Here is a 17,847-nt window from a genome sequence, read left to right as displayed (position 1 = left end):
ATCAATTTATTACCTTGTATTCATACCGAACATATCTATTTTATCCTAGAGTGAAAATATCTCCTTTTCATACTTAGTATGAAGCACGCACGTAAAATTTAACCATTGAAAAAAGCTCCGACAATGACAAGTTGCCGGAGCTTTTTCATTTATTCTTTTCTCCCCTCACTTAATTGATCCAGCATACTTACTGTATTAATTAAATGGTTGTTAAATATTTGACGGGCAATACGAAGCAAATCGATAATCATTGGGTCTCTCAATGAATAAACCACGCGATTGCCATCCTTTGTGCCGTATACAATATTTTTGCTACGCAGCACACTTAATTGCTGCGAGACAGAGGAGCCTTCAGAGCCGATCGCCGCCTGAATTTCATTCACGTTTTTATCTCCCTCCGCTAACAGCTCTAAAATGCGTATACGCAACGGATGGGAAAGAGCTTTAAAGAAATCAGCTTTAAATTGTTGTAGATCTGTATTCATTTCTTTTCTCCATTCTTTTAAGCTAAAAGACTTTTGTCTGGCTTTTTCTCTTTTTCATTGCTATTAGAAAGTTCCAGGCATTCATGAAAAGCGTATTGCTTACAGCCGAGGCATTTATTTTTGTTTAGCTTAGTAAGGGCGAAGTCTATCGCTTCTCCGGTATGAGAAAAGACATGTTCTTTTCCAATTAAGTCAAATAGCTTTGTCCGCTTTATAACGTCTGTTGGCTGGTGCTGCATACCTGAGAGTAAAATGAGCCCACCCTGTTTATGGAAATCCTTCACTATGCTAGCTAATATCGCTTCCCCAGTTATATCCATATATGGAACCTTGCTCATTCTCAATATTAACACATTCGGCCGGTAATGGATGGCTTCCGCGATTGTTTGATCAAACAACTGAGCGGCTCCAAAAAAAAGCGGTCCTTCCACGGTGCACAAGCTAATTTGCGGACAGCCACTTTTTTCTTCATCTAGCAATGGCCGTACCTTTTTATCTGCCGGATCAGGAAGCACTTGATTAACTTTAAAGGAGGTGCTCATCCGTCTGATAAAGAGGATGAAGGACATAAGCAGCCCTGCTTCTACAGCAATTGTTAGGTTAGCAAACACTGTAAGAAAAAACGTAGTAAGTAAAATAAATGAATCGCTCGTTTTGGTCAGTAATATGCGCGAGAATGCTTTGCGTTCACTCATATTCCAGGCAACAACCATCAAAATAGGTGCCATGCTTGCTAAAGGGACAGCAGAAGCGTAAGGGGCAAAAAGCACGAGTACGAACAGTACAACTAACCCATGAATAATACCTGAAACAGGGGATACTGCCCCGTTTTTAATATTAGTTGCTGTTCTGGCAATGGCTCCAGTAGCTGCAATCCCGCCAAATAAAGGAGTAATCATGTTAGCAATCCCCTGACCCACCAATTCACGGTTGCTGTTATGCTTTGTTCCAGTCATCTCGTCAGCCACAACCGCTGATAACAAAGATTCAATCGCTCCAAGAATAGCAATAGTAAAAGTTGGACCGATCAGCAGCTGAATCTTTTCCAGTGTAAACTGCGGCATATGGAAATGAGGCAAGGAATTAGGAATCTCACCAAATGTAGAAGCAATGGTCTCTACGTGACCTGGGAAAAGATAAGTAGCTATAACACTTGAAGCCAGAAGGCCGATTAAGGGGCCTGGAATTTTGGGTGAAAATTTAGGTGTCACAACGATAAAGAAGAAACAAATCAATGCAGTTGCTACACTATATACATTGATAGTATTCAGATGAATAACCATTTCTTTCATGTTGGAAAAGAAGTCTTCATGCTTTTCAATATCGCTCAATCCTAAAAAATTAGCAACCTGTCCGGTAAAAATAATAAAGGCAATACCTGAAGTGAAGCCGATAATCACTGGACGCGGAATAAATTGTATCAACGCCCCCAATTTAAGCATGCCCATTAGAACCAACAGGACTCCCGCCATAAATCCGGCAATCAGCAGATTTTCATAGCCATAAGCCATAACAATCCCGAGCAGGACAGGCACAAAGGCACCTGTTGGTCCGCCAATTTGATATTTGGAACCGCCAAAAATAGAAATAAGAATCCCAGCAATGATGGTCGTATAAAGACCGTACTCAGGCTTTACTCCGGAAGCAATAGCAAAAGCCATGCCAAGTGGCAGTGCGATGACTCCAACGATAACGCCTGCGAGTAAATCTTTCCGGAGATGATGAATGGAATAATTATTCAAAGAGCCCAATAGCTTGCTCACCGTCATCCCTTCTTTTCTTGTTAATCAATATATTCAAATATTTGAATATATTGATATTATATAACAAAAATATATATTTACAACGATAAAAAAGACTCCGTGTAAAGTGACGACAAAAAATTAAAAATCACAACTACAAATAGTTTCGGCTTTGAAGTAAAGTTCCACTATAAAAAATGGAACCGTTAAAAATGAAGTTCAACTTTTTAAAAGAGTATAATCAAAATCTTCGTACCGAAAAGAAGATATATTCTATTTTATTTAAAGAAAAACATAGAGAAAGTTATCAGAAACAATAATAATGAATTATAAAGAGATAAAAATTTATTGAAAAACGATAAATATCGTATTAAACTTATATTACCGATAAACCATTGAGGTGTTTTCATTGAATGAGGAATAACGCTATTTTTAAAGGTCGTTGTTTTGTTTTATATGTCACAAGCGATACATTCCCTCTATCCCAAAATGCGTTGTACCCTGGATTAGCAATAATCGGGTTTATAATTACCTTTGCTGCGGTTCTTCAGAATTTGTTAAAAAGTGCACTCAATATAAAAGCAGAAAATGATTTAACGGTCTGAGGTAAGAAGGATGGCGATTATCACTTATATCGATAGATGCCAGCGAAAAGAAAATAGACTGTCAGCCCGGAGATATAGGGTTGGAATAGATACGGAGGAACAAAGGGAATTTTATAAGCTGCACCCTATATTTGAAAAAATCAATTTTGAAATGATTAGAGTTACGCAGGTAATAAGGGAGCGTACAAACTTAACTTTAGGTGGGATGGTATGTCATCATGGTTATTAATTGGAGTTTTTGGAGTGTTACTTTTTATATTGTTTAAAGGCCCAATAATAGAAAAGACAGGAGAAAACAACAAGCTTGTACATAAATTAAAAAACGCTACATGGTTTCAAAATCACTGGTTAGCTGGTCTCTTCTTATTCTTTATGAATGGATTTCTATTTTCTTTTGCCTGTCTGGGTCTTTATGTGCTGATGTATTTGTTTATTCCTTTTGTTCATTTATTTGTGATGCTTTCAGTGGTAATCGTAAGCCTTTATTTATGGATATTAGTGAATAAGGCTTGGCAAGGAACGGCAGGAAACCGTTTGAAGATGGGGGCTGTCGGAAGCAGTTTTTATGTTTTTTTGATTTTGATATTTATTTATTGGTTCGTAACGCTAACACCTTCTTACCCGGGAGAAGATACTTTTATGGGAGCTGTTGGATTAATTTTTGCTATCATAGTTTCAACTGTAGCATTTATTACTGGTTTTGTTATCACGGGATTTTCTAAAAAAAAGGTTCCCGCTTAAACAAACGGTAAAACTAAAATATAAATTTGTTAGACAAGAATCCGTTTTAGGTAAATTTCACCGAAACGGATTCTTCTTTATTTATTAGTTGATCACTGCAGGCGGACGCTTTCCGCGGGCGGTCCGTGAGCCTCCTCGTCGCGTGCGCTCTTGCGGGGTCTCACCAGGATACGCTTTTCCCGCTGGAGCCGCCTTCCGTTACAATCAACGATTAAAAATCAACATTCACATTTAACAGAGCCTATTTATTATAAAATATAGCTGTTTAATTTTTAACGAAAGATCCTTCACTGCATTTTCTGATTCGTTCTCAATGATCCCCTTTAGAATAAGCCATTAGATAATGAGGGTTGAATAAATAATAAACTTCGCGACTCCATATATTTCATCATTTTTTAAAAATGTCATGATTATATTTTTATATCATGATAGCATTCGAAGTGTATCAAATATTTCAATATAGAAAGGAAAATGAAACGATGAATATGAATGTCGAAGTGCTTCCAAACTATCGCCTTGCCTATGTGCGTCAAGTGGGTCCCTATGGCCCTGCCAACATTCAAGCAATGGAAAAGTTAAAAAAATGGGCTAAAAAGAAAAATTTGCTCGTTGGATCAGCCATTATACTCGGAATTCCGCAAGATAACCCCGAAACAACCCTTCCTGAAAACTGCCGATATGATGCGTGTATTGTCATTTCAAAAGATTATCAACTAGATGACTCCATTTACGAAGGTGAACTTTCTGGTGGACAATACGTTGTATTCAAAGTCAAACACACAACCGAAAGTGTCCAAAAAGCATGGGCTGAAATGTTTCCAGCTCTACAGAATAACGGATATCAAGTTGACGACAAACCGATTTTTGAAAGATATAGCGGTGATATGATTAACAACGATTATTGTGAAATATGCGTACCGGTAAAATCATTATAGTTTAATTTAAATGAAGGTGTTAGGCCACAAATGAATCCACTGCGGCCTAACACCCTATCTTTATTGTTGATGCATCAACTTTGCTATCACTCTACCATTACATATAACTTTACAATACTTACACCCTTTCAAGCACGACCGCAATTCCCTGTCCCCCACCGATACAAAGCGAGGCAAGGCCGTATTTGGCTCCGCGTTTTTGCATTTCTAGGGCAAGCGAGTATGTGATCCGTGTGCCGCTGGCGCCAACCGGATGGCCAAGCGCAATGGCCCCGCCATTGACATTCACTTTTTGCGGGTCCAGCTCTAGTTGTTTCATCACAGCCAGCGATTGCGCGGCAAATGCTTCATTTAATTCAATGACATCCATATCATTCCATGTCAAATGGGCCTTTTTAAGAGCGGCTTCACTTGCTGGCACAGGACCAATTCCCATTATGTTCGGATCAACTCCAGTTATCCCCCATGAAACGATACGCGCGAGCGGCCTGATGTCCGAGCGTCTCGATAAAAATGCTTCCGAAGCGAGAACCACCGCGGCTGCTCCGTCGTTAATCCCGCTTGAACTGCCCGCTGTCACTGTTCCCTCTTTAATGAAAGCTGGTTTTAGCTTGCTGAGGCTCCCCAGATCTGTATCCGGGCGGATATGCTCATCCTTGGAAACCGTTTTTTCTCGTTTCTTTTTATCTGTAAGAAGAACAGGAACAATTTCTTCATTAAATCGTCCTGCTGCTTGTGCCTTTGCTGCTTTTTGATGTGACTGCAAAGCGAACGCATCTTGCTCTTTGCGACTGATCTCGTATTTTTGTGCCAGGTTTTCAGCTGTAATGCCCATCCCACAGCCGATGTATTGGTCTGTGAGTGTTAACCACAGCATATCATCCAGCGGTGGCGGTCCGGATGGCGAACCGAAACGGGTATGGCGCAGTACATGTGGAGCCTGACTCATATTTTCTGTTCCGCCCGCGAGTGCAGTACTAGCATCGCCTAATAGAATCGTTTGTGCCGCCGATACGATAGCCTGCAGCCCCGAACCACATAGCCTGTTTACTGTTAAAGCTGGTGTTCGTTCAGGTACTCCGCTCTTTAGAGAAATATGACGTGCCAAATAAGAAGCCGCTTTCGTTGTGTGTATGACATTTCCAAATACTACGTCTTCAATTTCCTCCGGCAATAGAGAACTTCTTTCCATGGCGGCTTTTGCTGCTGTTACTCCAAGGTCAATGTCAGATACCCCTTTTAACTCCCCGCCGAAAGCGCCAAATGGTGTTCTTGCCCCACTAACTAAATAAACAGACTCCATTGTGTGATCCCCCCATCCTGGATTTCTCTTTTACTATAACATATTATGAATGATGATTCACTTTTTGTTGAATCAGCGAGAAAGGCTGAAAAAATTTGAAACTAATAGTTATATTTAACGTAATTCCTTACTACATAGCTGGATAGGAGAGATGAAAAGAGTGAGCATACATAAAAAGTCCGATATAGTCATCATTGTGGCACATGAAATCTATGGGGTAAATCGCCATATGAGAGATTTTTGCGAGTTATTGACAGAAAGAGGGTTTGACGTGATTTGCCCCAATTTGCTTGAACGGGAAGCCCCTTTTGATTATGAAGAAGAAGCTGCTGCCTATCGACATTTCATCGAGAATGTAGGCTTTGTTAGAGCGACACGTACCATGAAACGTTTATTGATAGATATGGAGAAAAAATATAAGAAAGTCTTCCTTATTGGGTTTAGTGTGGGAGCAACAGTTGCCTGGTTGTGCAGCGAAGAAAAATCAGTTGATGGAATAATAGGTTATTATGGCTCCCGGATTAGAGATTATTTGTCCATCTCACCGCAGTGCCCTGTCTTGCTATTTTTCCCACAGGAAGAGTCTTCGTTTAGTGTAGATGAGTTAATTAAACATCTGCGTACAGGCTCTATTCAAGTTCATCAATTGAACGGTCAGCATGGATTTAGTGATCCTTATTCTCCAAGATACGATACAAAGTCAGCGCAAACAGCATTTAACGAGGTAATAAAGTTTATTGGCTGAGTCACTCAATGAAAACGTCCACCAACATTTAAGGTGGACGTTTTCACTTTATTGGATAATCTGCGCTCACCTGCTTGTTCTTCATCAAAGTCATGTTTCTTTTCGACAGGTATACTATGCTTCGTCTGTGTAGAAGAGTCAATTTCCTTTCCTGGTAAGGTGTATAAACAGCAAATGGCTGGTAGTCAAATGAGTATTTTAATAAAGATTGGGCTATTCACCTATTTTACAACCATTCATACAATAAAATAAAAATGGCAGGAGGCAACTTTTATGTCAAAAAAAATAGAAGCTAAGACTAACGATTCACGAGCCAAGTGGCAATTTTATGAGGGGTTAGGTCTTCTTCTTGTCCTATCTTCTATGCTTCTTCTGTTATTTAAACCTAATTCGCTGGCAGACTTTTTTAGTGCCATTATAAATGAAGTCAAACCTGTGGTTGTTGACATTTTTTTAATGAGTGAGATAGGTATTGCCATCATTGCGAGTGTTATTATGGGCCGCCTACTAGAGCGGCTTGGATTTACAGATGGATTAATTCGAATGTTTGTGCCCGTTATGAAATGGTTCAGAATCAATCCAGCTGTTATTATACCAAGTGTCTATAATGTCCTTGGCGACATTAATGCTGCTGGAAAAATTGCGGGTCCAATACTTATGAAAGCCAGTGCTACGAAAGATGAGCAAAAAATTGCTGTTGCCACAATGATTCAGTCCCCCCAATCCTTCGCAACATTTGTACTGGGATTAATAGCTTTAGCTGCCTTTGGCATTCATGCTTTTCCGCTCGTGATTCTCTCTATTTTCCTTCCAATTATTGTTGTTCCTTTTCTGTTATCAATAACAGTTTATCGCTCCACTAAGAAAGTCGAGCTAGAAGAACTGCCACGCTTTACACCGAAAACGCCTTTTCTTCAAACCATTTTCTCTTCAGCAAAAGAAGGAGCAGAGCTCTTGTTTTTAATTATCATCCCGGCAGTGGCCGCTGTTTTTTTCTTTATTGGTATTTTAAAGTTTGCAGGCGTATGGGAACTGCTGGAGTCGTGTTTATCTTCTTTCCTTACGTTCATAAGCATTGAGCCGGCGACGGGTCTGGTTTCTATTCTTGCAGCTCCTACCCTTGCAGTGGCTCAATTGGCTGAATTAAGCCAGGGGTTTGACCCCCGTCTCATCGTTGGCTCTTTTATCATTGCCAATTCAGGGTTACCGCTGTCTGTCATCTTTGGTCAAGTGCCGGCAACATGGGTAGAATCGTCTAGTTTAAACGAGAAAGAAGTATTAAAAGCAGCGCTCATTGGGCTGATTATCCGCTTCATTACAGCCTGGGTACTCGGAGTATTTTTAACTCCTTATTTGGTCGGGTGAGCTATGGAAGAGCGGTATTTAATTCGCGGGAAAAAGCTGGTTACTGTATCAGATTACGGAACGATAGAGGATGGATGCCTCGTTATCAGTCACGGAAAAATTGAAGAACTTGGCCCTTGGGAACAAGTAAAGAAACGCTTTTCAACCATTAAAGTGATCGATTGTTCCGAATATGTCATTACGCCTTCACTCGTTGATTGTCATACTCATTTGTTAGAATTTGCGCCTTCTTCCTTGCATCCTGTTTCTCCAAACACTCATCTATGGGCAGGAAAATCGATTCTTTTTCATGCTCTATCCTCAGGGATTACAGCGCTCGGAGAACAAATTTGCGGCCATCCAAACTGCAATTTTTCAATAAAGGATTATCGAAAATCAATAGCTGATTTGCCGATTGATATTTCTTTTGCCACGACGAGCATATCTATTGGTTTTGATGAACCTGTACACTTTTCAGCTATTACCCAGTCACAGCCTATCGAAAGAAGCCGCTTGTCTGATGCACGATTAGTACGAAAAATTGCAAAAGAAAGCGGCTTTCCCGGTGAAAATGTTTTCATCAATGCGACTCCTGCCAATTTTATTGCTGAGGCAGTGCCTTGCGCTGGTGAGATTATGTACAGTTTGCAAGAATTGAAACAAGTAACGGATATTTATCATCAATTGAATAAGGAAATAGGCGCCCATGTGGCAGGCGAAGAAGGAATTGAATTAGCCATCTCCGCAGGGATAGATGTCCTGCATCATGCTCATGGAATTACGGATGAACAAATTAAAAAAGTAGCAAAGCAGAACATGAAAATAGTAGCCACTCCAATGGGAGGAACTCATTTGCCGCCCAATTCTCCGAAGGAAATTATGAAGTTGGTAGAAAAGAAAATAGCTGTATCGATTGCGACAGATGCTTATCTTCCCCCCTATCCGAATGTTTCATGGCTTCCTTTCCATTCCCGTACACTGCAAGGACCAGATGCTTTGATGCTCATAGCCCAACCTGCTATGAAATTGATGAAGGAGCATCAATTTGATGAAAATGACATTCTAGCTTTATTAACAGCAAACCCCGCAGACCTTTTAGGAAAAGGAGATCAGTTCGGTCGTCTGGAAAAAGGAATGGACGCTAATTTTATCGTATCTGCGGGCATACCTGGCCTGGAGATAACAGACGTGGAACAAATAAAGAAAGTATTTTTCCGAGGAATAGAAGCGATTAATCGCTTGGTTTAATCCTTTTCTTTTGGCATTCTACCAGAAAAATACGGAAGGTATACGTCAAGACAATTTCGGGAGACCAAAAGCCGATTTTCCTTAGCGCAAGGAAAATCGGCTTTAAAGTTGAGCATGGTTAAAAATGAATGATGTTTTTTGCCGTTGATTGTAGCGGAAAGCGCCCGCCTGCAGCGAAAATCAACTTTTTCCTCTCTTTTTGACAATTAGTTTGTTGAAGCGCGGATCGATTGTTTACTATTTTAATGATGAATCAGTTAATTTAATAGGAGGAAGCTTGTTAGAGAGCGTTAAGCGAAAGACACGTGCAGCATCAAGTGTCTCCTTTTCTAATGTGATCGAGACGAATAACTTTTTTCTCTGGGTGTTTAGCAATCAACAAAATAGCTGTTAATATGAATCCACTCCCTATAAGATGGATAAAAGAGAGTTTTTCACCTAAGAAAAGCACAGAAAGAATGACACTGCTAATTGGTAAAACACCTGTCAACACTCCAACTGTACTTGCCGGAACTTTTGAAACACCCTGGTACATAAGAATAAAAGCAATAACAGTCACAACTACACCAAAATAAAACACTAATCCCCACTCCGCCATGGACACTTCTTTAAATTTAAATTGAGAGCTCTCATAAAGAGAAAACGGTAGAAATAAAACAGCCCCAAACAAACTAACAATCGTTGAAATAGCAAGCGGACTAACTCGCTGTGCCACAAATTTCCCAAATATAATAAACAAAGCTTCACCAATAACGGCACCAAAAATGAGTAAATTCCCCAATATGGGAGAGGAACTACGCTCAATGGATGAAAAAGAGGTGAAAACATTGATTATCAATGTTCCCAAAACTGCCAGCAAAATGCCTATGCTAACATTTTTGGTTAGTTTCTCTTTAAGAAAAAGAGCAGCAAGGCCCCCGGTAACTGCTGGAATAGTGCTTGTAATAATGCCGCCTTCCATGGCCGTAGTTAGTTTCAGGCCATATAACATCAGAATATTAAATAAAAATACACCAGATAATGCTTGTAAAAATAGGATGAAAAAATCGCTCTTATTAATAGTCGGGATCCCTTCCATCTTAATCAGTAATGGAACCATAATAATGGTTGCAATAAGAAACCTAAGTTCAGAAGCCAAGAACACGGGGAAACTTTGAACCATCAGCTTACCTGCTACAACTGAACTGCCTACAATAATCATGGCCAACATAATTTTCAAGCTTGGGATTAAATGGTCATTCAATATGAGTACTTCTCTCTAATGAATGGATGATATCCGTTACTGCGCGATATAAATTTTCCGGGTATTCAGCTATTCGATGACATAAATATAAGTACCACTCTTTTCCATAAGGTAAGTACACTTTACAGTTATAACCTTTGCTTTTTAAATCACTTAACAAATCTGAACGTATGCCATAGAGCATTTCTATTTCTACGTCTGGACGATTAAGGTATTGACGATATTCCATTTCGCGGATAAGAATCTCATCATGTGTGGCTATGGATACCGAGTGGTTGGCTTCTATTAGTTGCTCTATAAGTTTAAGATAGCGATCATTTAATTCTTTCGATCTAGATATGGCAATATCGGCAGATTCTTGATAAGCTCCTTTGACAACGCGTATCTTCCCAGGATAATCAATGAGTTTCTGAATATCATTGTCCGATCGGTATAAGTGCGCCTGTATAGTTATCCCTACATTCGGGCACTGTTCAGCTGTTTTTCTATAAATATCAAGAATGTGATTTGTTTTTGCAGATTCTTCCATGCTGATCATCAGTGAAATCCCATGCAGATTTGCTTCCTTTGCTATCTCAAGCAAATGGCTATAAGCTGTATCAGGATCCACAGATAACCCGATATGTGACAAATCAAGCGAAACAGTTTCCTTCATAGATAGAGAGCCCATCTCTTCTATAAGGTTTAGAAACTCATTTTTTGCTTTTTGACACTCCTCTAAATCAGTTATGTTTTCTCCTATGTATTCCAGTGAAATAAAATAACCTGTTGAAATTAGTTTTTTTGCTACTTCGATTCCTTCTTGGCTATTTTCGCCTGTGACAAACCGTTTAGCAGCTTTTAACAATAACGGATAGAGTTCGGATGATTGCTGAATATAAGATTTCATTTGTTCATTACGTGCAATTGATTTAAGAGCTTGAATAACTTCGATTTCTGGATTAGTCATCATTGTCCATCTCCTTTTCTATTTGCATCCACTTTATCATGGTAAAATGGTTTGTATTAGTACCACTAAACACAATTTTTAATGGTACCACTTTTATTAAAGGAGAAAATGTACATATGCTTTGGATACCGATTGACCGATCCTTAGATATACCTTTGATTAGACAAGTGTATCAACAAATACGGGAGCAAATTTTAAATGGGCATCTACATTCAGGAGAAAAACTGCCATCCACACGCGAACTATCATCTGAATTAAAAGTTTCCAGAAATGTGATTTTGGAAGCTTACGATCAACTGCTGGCTGAAGGTTTTTTAGTTTCACGGAGGGGAGCAGGCACCTTTGTTGCTGCAGGAGCTTTTTTAGAACAACATAAAAAGGTGCCTGTATTTCATTCTTCAGATGAGAGGGAAGAAAACAGAAAAGAGGATTCCGTTATTAATTTTCGGTCGGGTATACCTTCATTAGATCTATTCCCCCGTAAGACATGGGCAAAGTTATCTCATGCCACGTGGAATGACACCTCACCTTCTTCGTTTGGATACGATATCCCTGAAGGACGACCAGAATTAAGGCAGGTTTTATCACGGTATTTACTTAAAACGAGAGGAGTTCACTGTCATCCAGATCAGATTGTTATTACTTCTGGTGCCACTCAAGCTCTCACACTTGTTTCTAAACTACTTTTAACACCGAATGATACAGTAATAATGGAGGATCCCATCACTAATGATATTCAAACGATCTTTAAAGATTCAGGGGCTCTTCTTTATCCCGTATCTGTTGATGAATATGGAATGAAGACATCCTTGCTACCAATCAATCAAAATCCAAAGTTTGTCTTTATTACTCCTTCCCACCAGTTCCCTTTAGGAGGAACATTGCCGATTCAACGACGGATCCAATTGATTAATTACTCGAGAAAGACAAACTGTTATCTTGTTGAAGATGATTATGATAGCGAGTTTCGATATGAAGGCCCTCCCGTAAGTTCGTTGCAGGGGTTGGAACCGGAACGCGTGTTATATATTGGTTCATTCAGTAAAATCTTATCTCCTGCTCTTAGAATGGGATATTTAGTTCTCCCTTCGCATCTGATTGAAAAATGTCGGAAACTAAAATGGTTTTCCGACCTACACACTCCTTCTGTAGATCAGCTTATTCTCGCTCGATTTATTGATGAAGGCTATTTGGAACGACACATTACAAAAATGAAAAAAATGTATAAAAATCGGAGGGATTTCCTGATTCATTGTTTAAAAATAACCTTTTCGGATAAGGTTAATATCTTCGGTTATTCAACAGGCTTACACCTAATTGTTGAATGGAATGAGCTCCATTTCTCAAAAGAATTACTTGAACACATCCAACAATTTGGAGTGAAAGTATATCCAGTAGAAGATCATACAATTGAAAAAGGAAAACACCAAAATCGGATTATTTTAGGATACGGCCATCTGAAAAATGAAGAAATAAATGAAGGCGTAATTAGATTGCATGAAGCCATATATAACTATTAAATTTAAAAGAAAGGAAATCCTAACAATAGGGTTTCCTCCATTCTTCAATTGAGGCCTTTTACAGTTATTTCAAATGTGTCTCCATCCATTTCTAACTTCACACGATTACCCAAGTTGAGAAATTCATCGCATGTAATCAATAATTTATTATTAGACCAACCATGAAATGTAACTGTGTCCATTTTAATTGGACTTTTTAATAGAATTTTATCATTTAATGTTGACTCTATTTTTTCAATATCATAATAATCCGCAATTATGAAGTCACCTGATGGTGTCACGGTTAAACATTGATATGGAGGTTGGGATTCATATGCAGTTACTTCTCCGCTATAACAGTCAACTTGAAATAAATAATCGGAAGTGAGAACCAGAATTTTGTTATGCTTGTTTGATAGTGCAACAGCCCTTGGTGAATCTCTAAACTCCCCACACCATTCATGAAAATTTTCTTCTTCAAACTTTATCCAAGTCCAATTTTGAGAATTCCAAGAACTTGCTATGTCATAAATTTTTTCTTTGTACTGTCCTGAATAAGGCTGGTTGATTATTTCTGCTTTGATTATCACTTTTTTGTCCTCCAAAAAGGGTTTGTCTTATACATATTCGATAAATAATGATGGAGTACAGCTAACATTTCGGAAACTTTGTACGCTAAGCGAATGTCAACTTAAAAAAAGTCGAATTCCCGTATTCGAAGGGTTCGACCTTTTTTTGATTAGCTTGCTACACTACAGGAGGATAATTGGATAAGAAAAAATGTCATTCCTTATGAGCGACAGCTTCAAACGTAATTATTTGACTTGATGTAGTTGGATATTGTCCGTATTGATAGTCTGCTGATATGGTTATATCTTCAAATCCAATCTGTTCAAGAATCATTTTGAATTCTTCAATTCCATACCAACGAAGTGGAAAACGTTCCAATTCTGTTTGTATTCGTTCCCCATCCCCCCATTTTTCATAGCGATTATGAGATATTGTGTATTGGTTGATATAGTCAACTTCGACCACTTTATTTTCTAATGTGATAATATCGCCATTCTTAGATTCCCAAGTTCTTGTTGATACCTTGCCAATAGATATATCCGTTTGTAAAAAAACATCTAAAATTAGCCTGCCTCCATTGGAGAGATGGTGATAGAAATTTTTTAAGGCTTTAATCGAGTCCTCTCTTCTATGTAACAATAGGAATGTGCCAGTTGGCACGATAATAGCTTCATATTTTATGTCTAATGAAACTGACTCCATTTTTCCTTCAAATAATTTTGGTTTCAGTCCTCTTTGTTCGCAGTTGTTACGGCATATTTTTAACATTTCTTCTGAAACATCGAAGCCATCGACCTTCAAGCCTTTTTGTAAAAGTGGAATAAGAATACGGCCGGTTCCAACTCCTGGTTCAAGAATGTTGTCCTTGCAAGACGCTAATCTATCGCTATAAAATTCGACATCACCAAATGAAAGACCGATATATTTGTCTATATCATATACTTCTGAAGAAAGTTTATTATAATAACCCAGCATATGCCTTTCCCCTTTTCTTTTTTAATCATCCTACCTATTAGTTTAAGCATATTTCTTTATCATAACTTTCCCATCATAACATATTTATCCAATTCATTCTCTCTAAAGGGTTCCGAAAATGGCATGTTAATGGGACTAAAAATAACGCTGTTAACAACAACTATTTTGTATGATTTGATAGAGCCAAAACTCACACCTAAAATCAGAGTAGTCTTTTTAATAGACTAAATCGTTTTTGGTGAATAAAATAGCTATAGCTCTCCGAGGAATTATATACTTTAAGGGGTACCGTCAGGAAAATGCGGATTTACAACGCTAAGCACATTTTCGGGACGATTCCCCCATTTTTTACAACGTTAAGAAAGTTTCAATGGTCTTAAAGAATCTAACGAGACCACTTTCTCCAAATTAAAATGATATTCCCCTAGTAAATTAATATGTTCCCAACCTAGAGGCGACATATGGTGCAATAATTCTTCATTAAAACGACCAGACCGTTTTTGATATTCAACTGCTTTTGTTAGATGTAAAGTATTCCAAATACTGATGGCATTGATGATTATGTTTAGAGCACTGGCCCTTTGCAATTGATGCTGTATGGTTCGTTCCCTAAGCTCACCTTGCTTTCCAAAGAAAATAGCTCTTGCTAATCCATTCATGGCTTCGCCTTTATTCAATCCTCTTTGTATTTTTCTTCTTAATGATTCATCCGATATATAATTCAAAATAAAGATCGTTTTTTCTATTCGGCCCATCTCACGTAAGGCCGTAGCCAAGCTGTTTTGTCTTGAATAGGAACCTAGTTTTCCCATAATAAGGGATGCTGAAACTGTTCCTTCTCTTATAGAATGAGCTAATCGCAAAACATCCTCATAATTTTCTTTAATGACCTTTGTATTTATTTGTCCACGTAAAATGGCTTCTAATTTTGGATATTCACTTGCTTTATCTATTGTAAATAATTTTGAGTCTGATAAATCTCTTATTCTAGGAGCAAATTTAAATCCTAATAAATGAGTCAGCCCGAATATTTGGTCTGTGTAACCAGATGTGTCTGTATAATGCTCTTCTATATTTAGATCCGTCTCATGGTGCAACAATCCATCTAAAACATGAATCGCATCTCTTGAATTTGTATGAATAATCTTTGTGTAGTAAGAAGAAAATTGATCACTAGTAAAACGATAGATAGTTGCTCCTTTTCCAGTCCCGTAATGAGGGTTTGCATCTGCATGCAGTGATGAAACACCTAGCTGCATTCTCATACCATCTGACGAGGATGTTGTACCGTCACCCCAATAGGAGGACAACTGTAATTTATGATGGAAGTTTACTAAAATGGCTTGGGCTTTATTCATTGCATCTTCATACATGCGCCATTGAGATACATTGGCTAATTGCTTATATGTAAGTCCAGGTGTGGCTTCGGCCATCTTGCTCAAGCCAATATTCATTCCCATTCCTAAAAGAGCAGCCATGATAATGATTGTTTCTTCCTTATCTGGTTTTCGATTATTGGAAGCATGAGTGAATTGCTCATGAAATCCTGTTATATGAGCCACATCCATGAGTAAATCAGTTAATTTTATTCTTGGTAGCATCTGATACAGGCTTGCACTAAATTTCTTTGCTTCTTCTGGAACATCTTTTTCTAATCGTGCAAGTGACAGCTTTCCTTTTTCAAGAGAAACTCCATCTAACTTGTTGGAATTAGCAGCTAACCACTGTAACCTCCCATTAAGGCTGCTAGTTCTCTCTGTAATATAATCCTTGAATGATAAACTAACCGATAATCTTGTATTCTCCTTCGTTTGATTCCATGTATCTTCGGAAAACAAATATTCCTCAAAATCTCTATATTGTCTACTGCCCACAATAGAAACATCACCAGCCCGAATATGCTCCCGAAGTTCTGTTAAAACAGCCATTTCATAGTAATGCCGATTGATTGTTGTACCATCATCCTCGTATAAATGCTTTTTCCACCGTTTTGAAATAAAATCCAAAGGTGAGTTATCAGGTACTTTTCGCTTCCCAGATTCGTTCATTCCTCGTATAATCTCTACAGCTTGTAAAAGTGGCTCATTCGCCTTTGTGGAATGAAATTCCAATACCCTTAATAGGGTTGGCGTATATTTTCTAAGAGAATAAAATCGTTTTTGCAGTAAGTCTAAATAGTCATAGTCGGCAGGACGTGCAAGCTCCTGAGCTTCTTCGACCGAAGAGACAAAAGAATTCCATTCGATAACGGATTCTAAAACCTCAAAAACGTCTAATTTTTCCTTTTTTGCTTTGATTAAAGCTTGTCCGATGTTCGTAAAGTGTATAACTTTCTCATTCAGCTTTTTACCGTTTTGTTTCTGAATTTCCTCTTGAGCCTTACGGCCTTTTGATAACAGACTAAGTATTTGTCTATCATGAATTTCAAAAGCTTTATCCGTTAACTCTTGAGTAAGATGTAATAAATAGACGGTTAATATCGAATATCGCTTATTTTCTTGAAAGTCACGGAATGCATATGGCTCATATCTTGAGCCTAAGCGAGATAGTTGAAACAGGCGATTGCGATGCAAATGACTAATTTGTACCGTTTCTAATTCCATTCCTCGTATGTATTCGAGTCGTTCTATTACTTTTAGAAATGTTTCGGGTGAAGGATGACCCGGCGGTTCCTTTAACCAACCCAATATCGTTTTATTGGATTCGGATGGATGCTGCGAAGTAATGATCTCTTCAAGCTTTCCTTTTTGTTCATTTGTAAGAGATTGACTAACAGTATTAAACAGTTTCTTTTCAGCCATTGCCCTTGCCTCCCACACCATTCTTTCAAGTGTAGTAATAGCAGGCAGTATGATTTTGTTTTTTCTTAGAAAATCTATACATTCATGTAGTAGATGTATGGCATCGCCATTTTCAAAAGCTAATTGATGAAGATGCTTAAATGCTATTCGATATTCTCTTAGAGTAAAAGTTACAAAGTCGTATTCACTTCGAAGTTCTTTCAAATGATCCCAAAGTGTATTTTCTCTTTGAGGATAAAGACTAATCGAAGATGGAGTGGCACCGATTTGTTTCGATATATAATGTATGACTGATTCCGGGATGCTTTTGATATGAGTGTATGGCCAACCGGGATACCGAAGAACAGCTAATTGAACAGCAAACCCTAAACGGTTTTCTTCTCTCCTTCGCTTATTAACTATTTCTAAATCCCGTTTGGAAAAAGTGAAGTAGGTCCCCAATATCCATTCATCTTCAGGGATTTGCATAAAATCCTGCCTCTGTTCCAGTGTAAGCAATTCTCTACCTCTCGCAATTTTCATTCAGTATCATCCCATTTCCATAATTATTCAGTTAATTAGTTCAATTATATATCAATAGAGTGTACTCTATTGATACAAGTGTAGGAGACTGATAAAATCATAGTTAAGAGCGTCTCATAAGACTTGTCTCGAAAATGAGG

15 protein-coding genes are annotated in these 17,847 nt (G+C 38.3%); 7 read left to right on the top strand and 8 right to left on the bottom strand.

All coding sequences use genetic code 11. The annotated features are described in order from the left end of the window. Window positions 1-149 precede the first annotated feature (149 nt). Together MKZ02_RS14100 and MKZ02_RS14095 are read right to left on the bottom strand one after the other, a co-directional pair. The gene (locus tag MKZ02_RS14100; RefSeq protein ID WP_120031286.1) at window positions 150-485 is read right to left on the bottom strand and encodes an ArsR/SmtB family transcription factor; all 336 of its coding nucleotides are present in this window, start codon (window positions 483-485) and stop codon (window positions 150-152) included. Between the two features lie 17 nt (window positions 486-502). After that, entirely contained in the window at window positions 503-2,248 is a 1,746-nt protein-coding gene (locus MKZ02_RS14095; RefSeq protein ID WP_340854126.1) for a SulP family inorganic anion transporter, read from the bottom strand. A gap of 392 nt (window positions 2,249-2,640) precedes the next feature. On the opposite strand from MKZ02_RS14095, the gene MKZ02_RS14090 reads away from it, so the two are divergent. From MKZ02_RS14090 to MKZ02_RS14080, 3 genes are all read left to right on the top strand, one after another. Continuing rightward, complete coding sequence (locus tag MKZ02_RS14090; RefSeq protein WP_120031290.1) at window positions 2,641-2,832, top strand: DUF2975 domain-containing protein; 192 nt, start codon at window positions 2,641-2,643, stop codon at window positions 2,830-2,832. A gap of 210 nt (window positions 2,833-3,042) precedes the next feature. Next, window positions 3,043-3,573 carry a hypothetical protein gene (locus tag MKZ02_RS14085; protein ID WP_340854123.1) on the top strand — a complete coding sequence of 177 codons (531 nt, stop codon included), beginning with the start codon at window positions 3,043-3,045 and terminating at the stop codon, window positions 3,571-3,573. Window positions 3,574-4,052: 479 nt separating this feature from the next. After that, window positions 4,053-4,508: an AraC family transcriptional regulator gene (locus MKZ02_RS14080; protein ID WP_120031296.1), complete on the top strand. Its 456-nt coding sequence runs from the start codon at window positions 4,053-4,055 to the stop codon at window positions 4,506-4,508. Window positions 4,509-4,626: 118 nt separating this feature from the next. On the opposite strand, the gene MKZ02_RS14075 is transcribed toward MKZ02_RS14080, so the two are convergent. Beyond that, window positions 4,627-5,811, bottom strand: coding sequence for an acetyl-CoA C-acetyltransferase (locus MKZ02_RS14075; protein ID WP_340854116.1), 1,185 nt, complete (start codon window positions 5,809-5,811; stop codon window positions 4,627-4,629). 151 nt (window positions 5,812-5,962) lie between these two features. Between MKZ02_RS14075 and MKZ02_RS14070 the strand changes: the two genes are divergently transcribed. The 3 genes from MKZ02_RS14070 to MKZ02_RS14060 all read left to right on the top strand — a co-directional run bounded on the left by MKZ02_RS14070 (window position 5,963) and on the right by MKZ02_RS14060 (window position 9,148). Next, window positions 5,963-6,556, top strand: a complete 594-nt coding sequence (locus MKZ02_RS14070; protein ID WP_406908709.1) for a dienelactone hydrolase family protein — start codon at window positions 5,963-5,965, stop codon at window positions 6,554-6,556. Between the two features lie 273 nt (window positions 6,557-6,829). Further along, window positions 6,830-7,921, top strand: coding sequence for a hypothetical protein (locus tag MKZ02_RS14065; RefSeq protein ID WP_340854112.1), 1,092 nt, complete (start codon window positions 6,830-6,832; stop codon window positions 7,919-7,921). A 3-nt stretch (window positions 7,922-7,924) separates the two neighbouring features. Further along, on the top strand, window positions 7,925-9,148 hold the full coding sequence (locus MKZ02_RS14060) for an amidohydrolase family protein (protein WP_340854110.1): 1,224 nt from the start codon (window positions 7,925-7,927) through the stop codon (window positions 9,146-9,148). Between the two features lie 313 nt (window positions 9,149-9,461). Here MKZ02_RS14060 and MKZ02_RS14055 read toward each other — a convergent pair whose 3' ends face one another. Beyond that, a complete protein-coding gene (locus MKZ02_RS14055; protein WP_340856404.1) occupies window positions 9,462-10,358 on the bottom strand; it encodes a DMT family transporter in 897 nt (298 codons plus the stop codon). A 25-nt stretch (window positions 10,359-10,383) separates the two neighbouring features. Further along, window positions 10,384-11,340, bottom strand: a complete 957-nt coding sequence (locus MKZ02_RS14050; RefSeq protein ID WP_340856403.1) for a proline dehydrogenase family protein — start codon at window positions 11,338-11,340, stop codon at window positions 10,384-10,386. A 116-nt stretch (window positions 11,341-11,456) separates the two neighbouring features. Between MKZ02_RS14050 and pdxR the strand changes: the two genes are divergently transcribed. Continuing rightward, window positions 11,457-12,860, top strand: a complete 1,404-nt coding sequence (gene pdxR, locus MKZ02_RS14045; protein ID WP_340854108.1) for a MocR-like pyridoxine biosynthesis transcription factor PdxR — start codon at window positions 11,457-11,459, stop codon at window positions 12,858-12,860. Window positions 12,861-12,904: 44 nt separating this feature from the next. Here the strand turns inward: pdxR and MKZ02_RS14040 are convergent, their stop codons facing one another. The 3 genes from MKZ02_RS14040 to MKZ02_RS14030 all read right to left on the bottom strand — a co-directional run bounded on the left by MKZ02_RS14040 (window position 12,905) and on the right by MKZ02_RS14030 (window position 17,707). Next, window positions 12,905-13,429 carry a hypothetical protein gene (locus tag MKZ02_RS14040; protein WP_340854106.1) on the bottom strand — a complete coding sequence of 175 codons (525 nt, stop codon included), beginning with the start codon at window positions 13,427-13,429 and terminating at the stop codon, window positions 12,905-12,907. Window positions 13,430-13,622: 193 nt separating this feature from the next. Continuing rightward, on the bottom strand, window positions 13,623-14,384 hold the full coding sequence (locus tag MKZ02_RS14035) for a class I SAM-dependent methyltransferase (protein ID WP_340854105.1): 762 nt from the start codon (window positions 14,382-14,384) through the stop codon (window positions 13,623-13,625). A gap of 356 nt (window positions 14,385-14,740) precedes the next feature. Further along, window positions 14,741-17,707: a Tn3 family transposase gene (locus tag MKZ02_RS14030; protein WP_340854104.1), complete on the bottom strand. Its 2,967-nt coding sequence runs from the start codon at window positions 17,705-17,707 to the stop codon at window positions 14,741-14,743. Between the last annotated feature and the right edge of the window lie 140 nt (window positions 17,708-17,847).

This window comes from Pseudobacillus sp. FSL P4-0506 (assembly GCF_038003025.1).
Lineage (GTDB): Bacteria > Bacillota > Bacilli > Bacillales > Domibacillaceae > Pseudobacillus.
The sequence above is the reverse complement of the archived record's forward strand: the minus strand, read 5'-3'. Positions and strand labels throughout refer to the sequence as shown.

Excerpts from the sequence above, each read along its gene's own strand:
- MKZ02_RS14035 (WP_340854105.1), bottom strand. The coding sequence starts at position 14,384 with ATGCTGGGTTATTATAATAAACTTTCTTCAGAAGTATATGATATAGAC.
- pdxR (WP_340854108.1), top strand. The coding sequence starts at position 11,457 with ATGCTTTGGATACCGATTGACCGATCCTTAGATATACCTTTGATTAGA.
- MKZ02_RS14085 (WP_340854123.1), top strand. The coding sequence starts at position 3,043 with ATGTCATCATGGTTATTAATTGGAGTTTTTGGAGTGTTACTTTTTATA.
- MKZ02_RS14065 (WP_340854112.1), top strand. The coding sequence starts at position 6,830 with ATGTCAAAAAAAATAGAAGCTAAGACTAACGATTCACGAGCCAAGTGG.
- MKZ02_RS14090 (WP_120031290.1), top strand. The coding sequence starts at position 2,641 with ATGAGGAATAACGCTATTTTTAAAGGTCGTTGTTTTGTTTTATATGTC.
- MKZ02_RS14080 (WP_120031296.1), top strand. The coding sequence starts at position 4,053 with ATGAATATGAATGTCGAAGTGCTTCCAAACTATCGCCTTGCCTATGTG.
- MKZ02_RS14030 (WP_340854104.1), bottom strand. The coding sequence starts at position 17,707 with ATGAAAATTGCGAGAGGTAGAGAATTGCTTACACTGGAACAGAGGCAG.
- MKZ02_RS14075 (WP_340854116.1), bottom strand. The coding sequence starts at position 5,811 with ATGGAGTCTGTTTATTTAGTTAGTGGGGCAAGAACACCATTTGGCGCT.
- MKZ02_RS14050 (WP_340856403.1), bottom strand. The coding sequence starts at position 11,340 with ATGACTAATCCAGAAATCGAAGTTATTCAAGCTCTTAAATCAATTGCA.
- MKZ02_RS14055 (WP_340856404.1), bottom strand. The coding sequence starts at position 10,358 with ATGTTGGCCATGATTATTGTAGGCAGTTCAGTTGTAGCAGGTAAGCTG.
- MKZ02_RS14100 (WP_120031286.1), bottom strand. The coding sequence starts at position 485 with ATGAATACAGATCTACAACAATTTAAAGCTGATTTCTTTAAAGCTCTT.
- MKZ02_RS14060 (WP_340854110.1), top strand. The coding sequence starts at position 7,925 with ATGGAAGAGCGGTATTTAATTCGCGGGAAAAAGCTGGTTACTGTATCA.
- MKZ02_RS14070 (WP_406908709.1), top strand. The coding sequence starts at position 5,963 with ATGAAAAGAGTGAGCATACATAAAAAGTCCGATATAGTCATCATTGTG.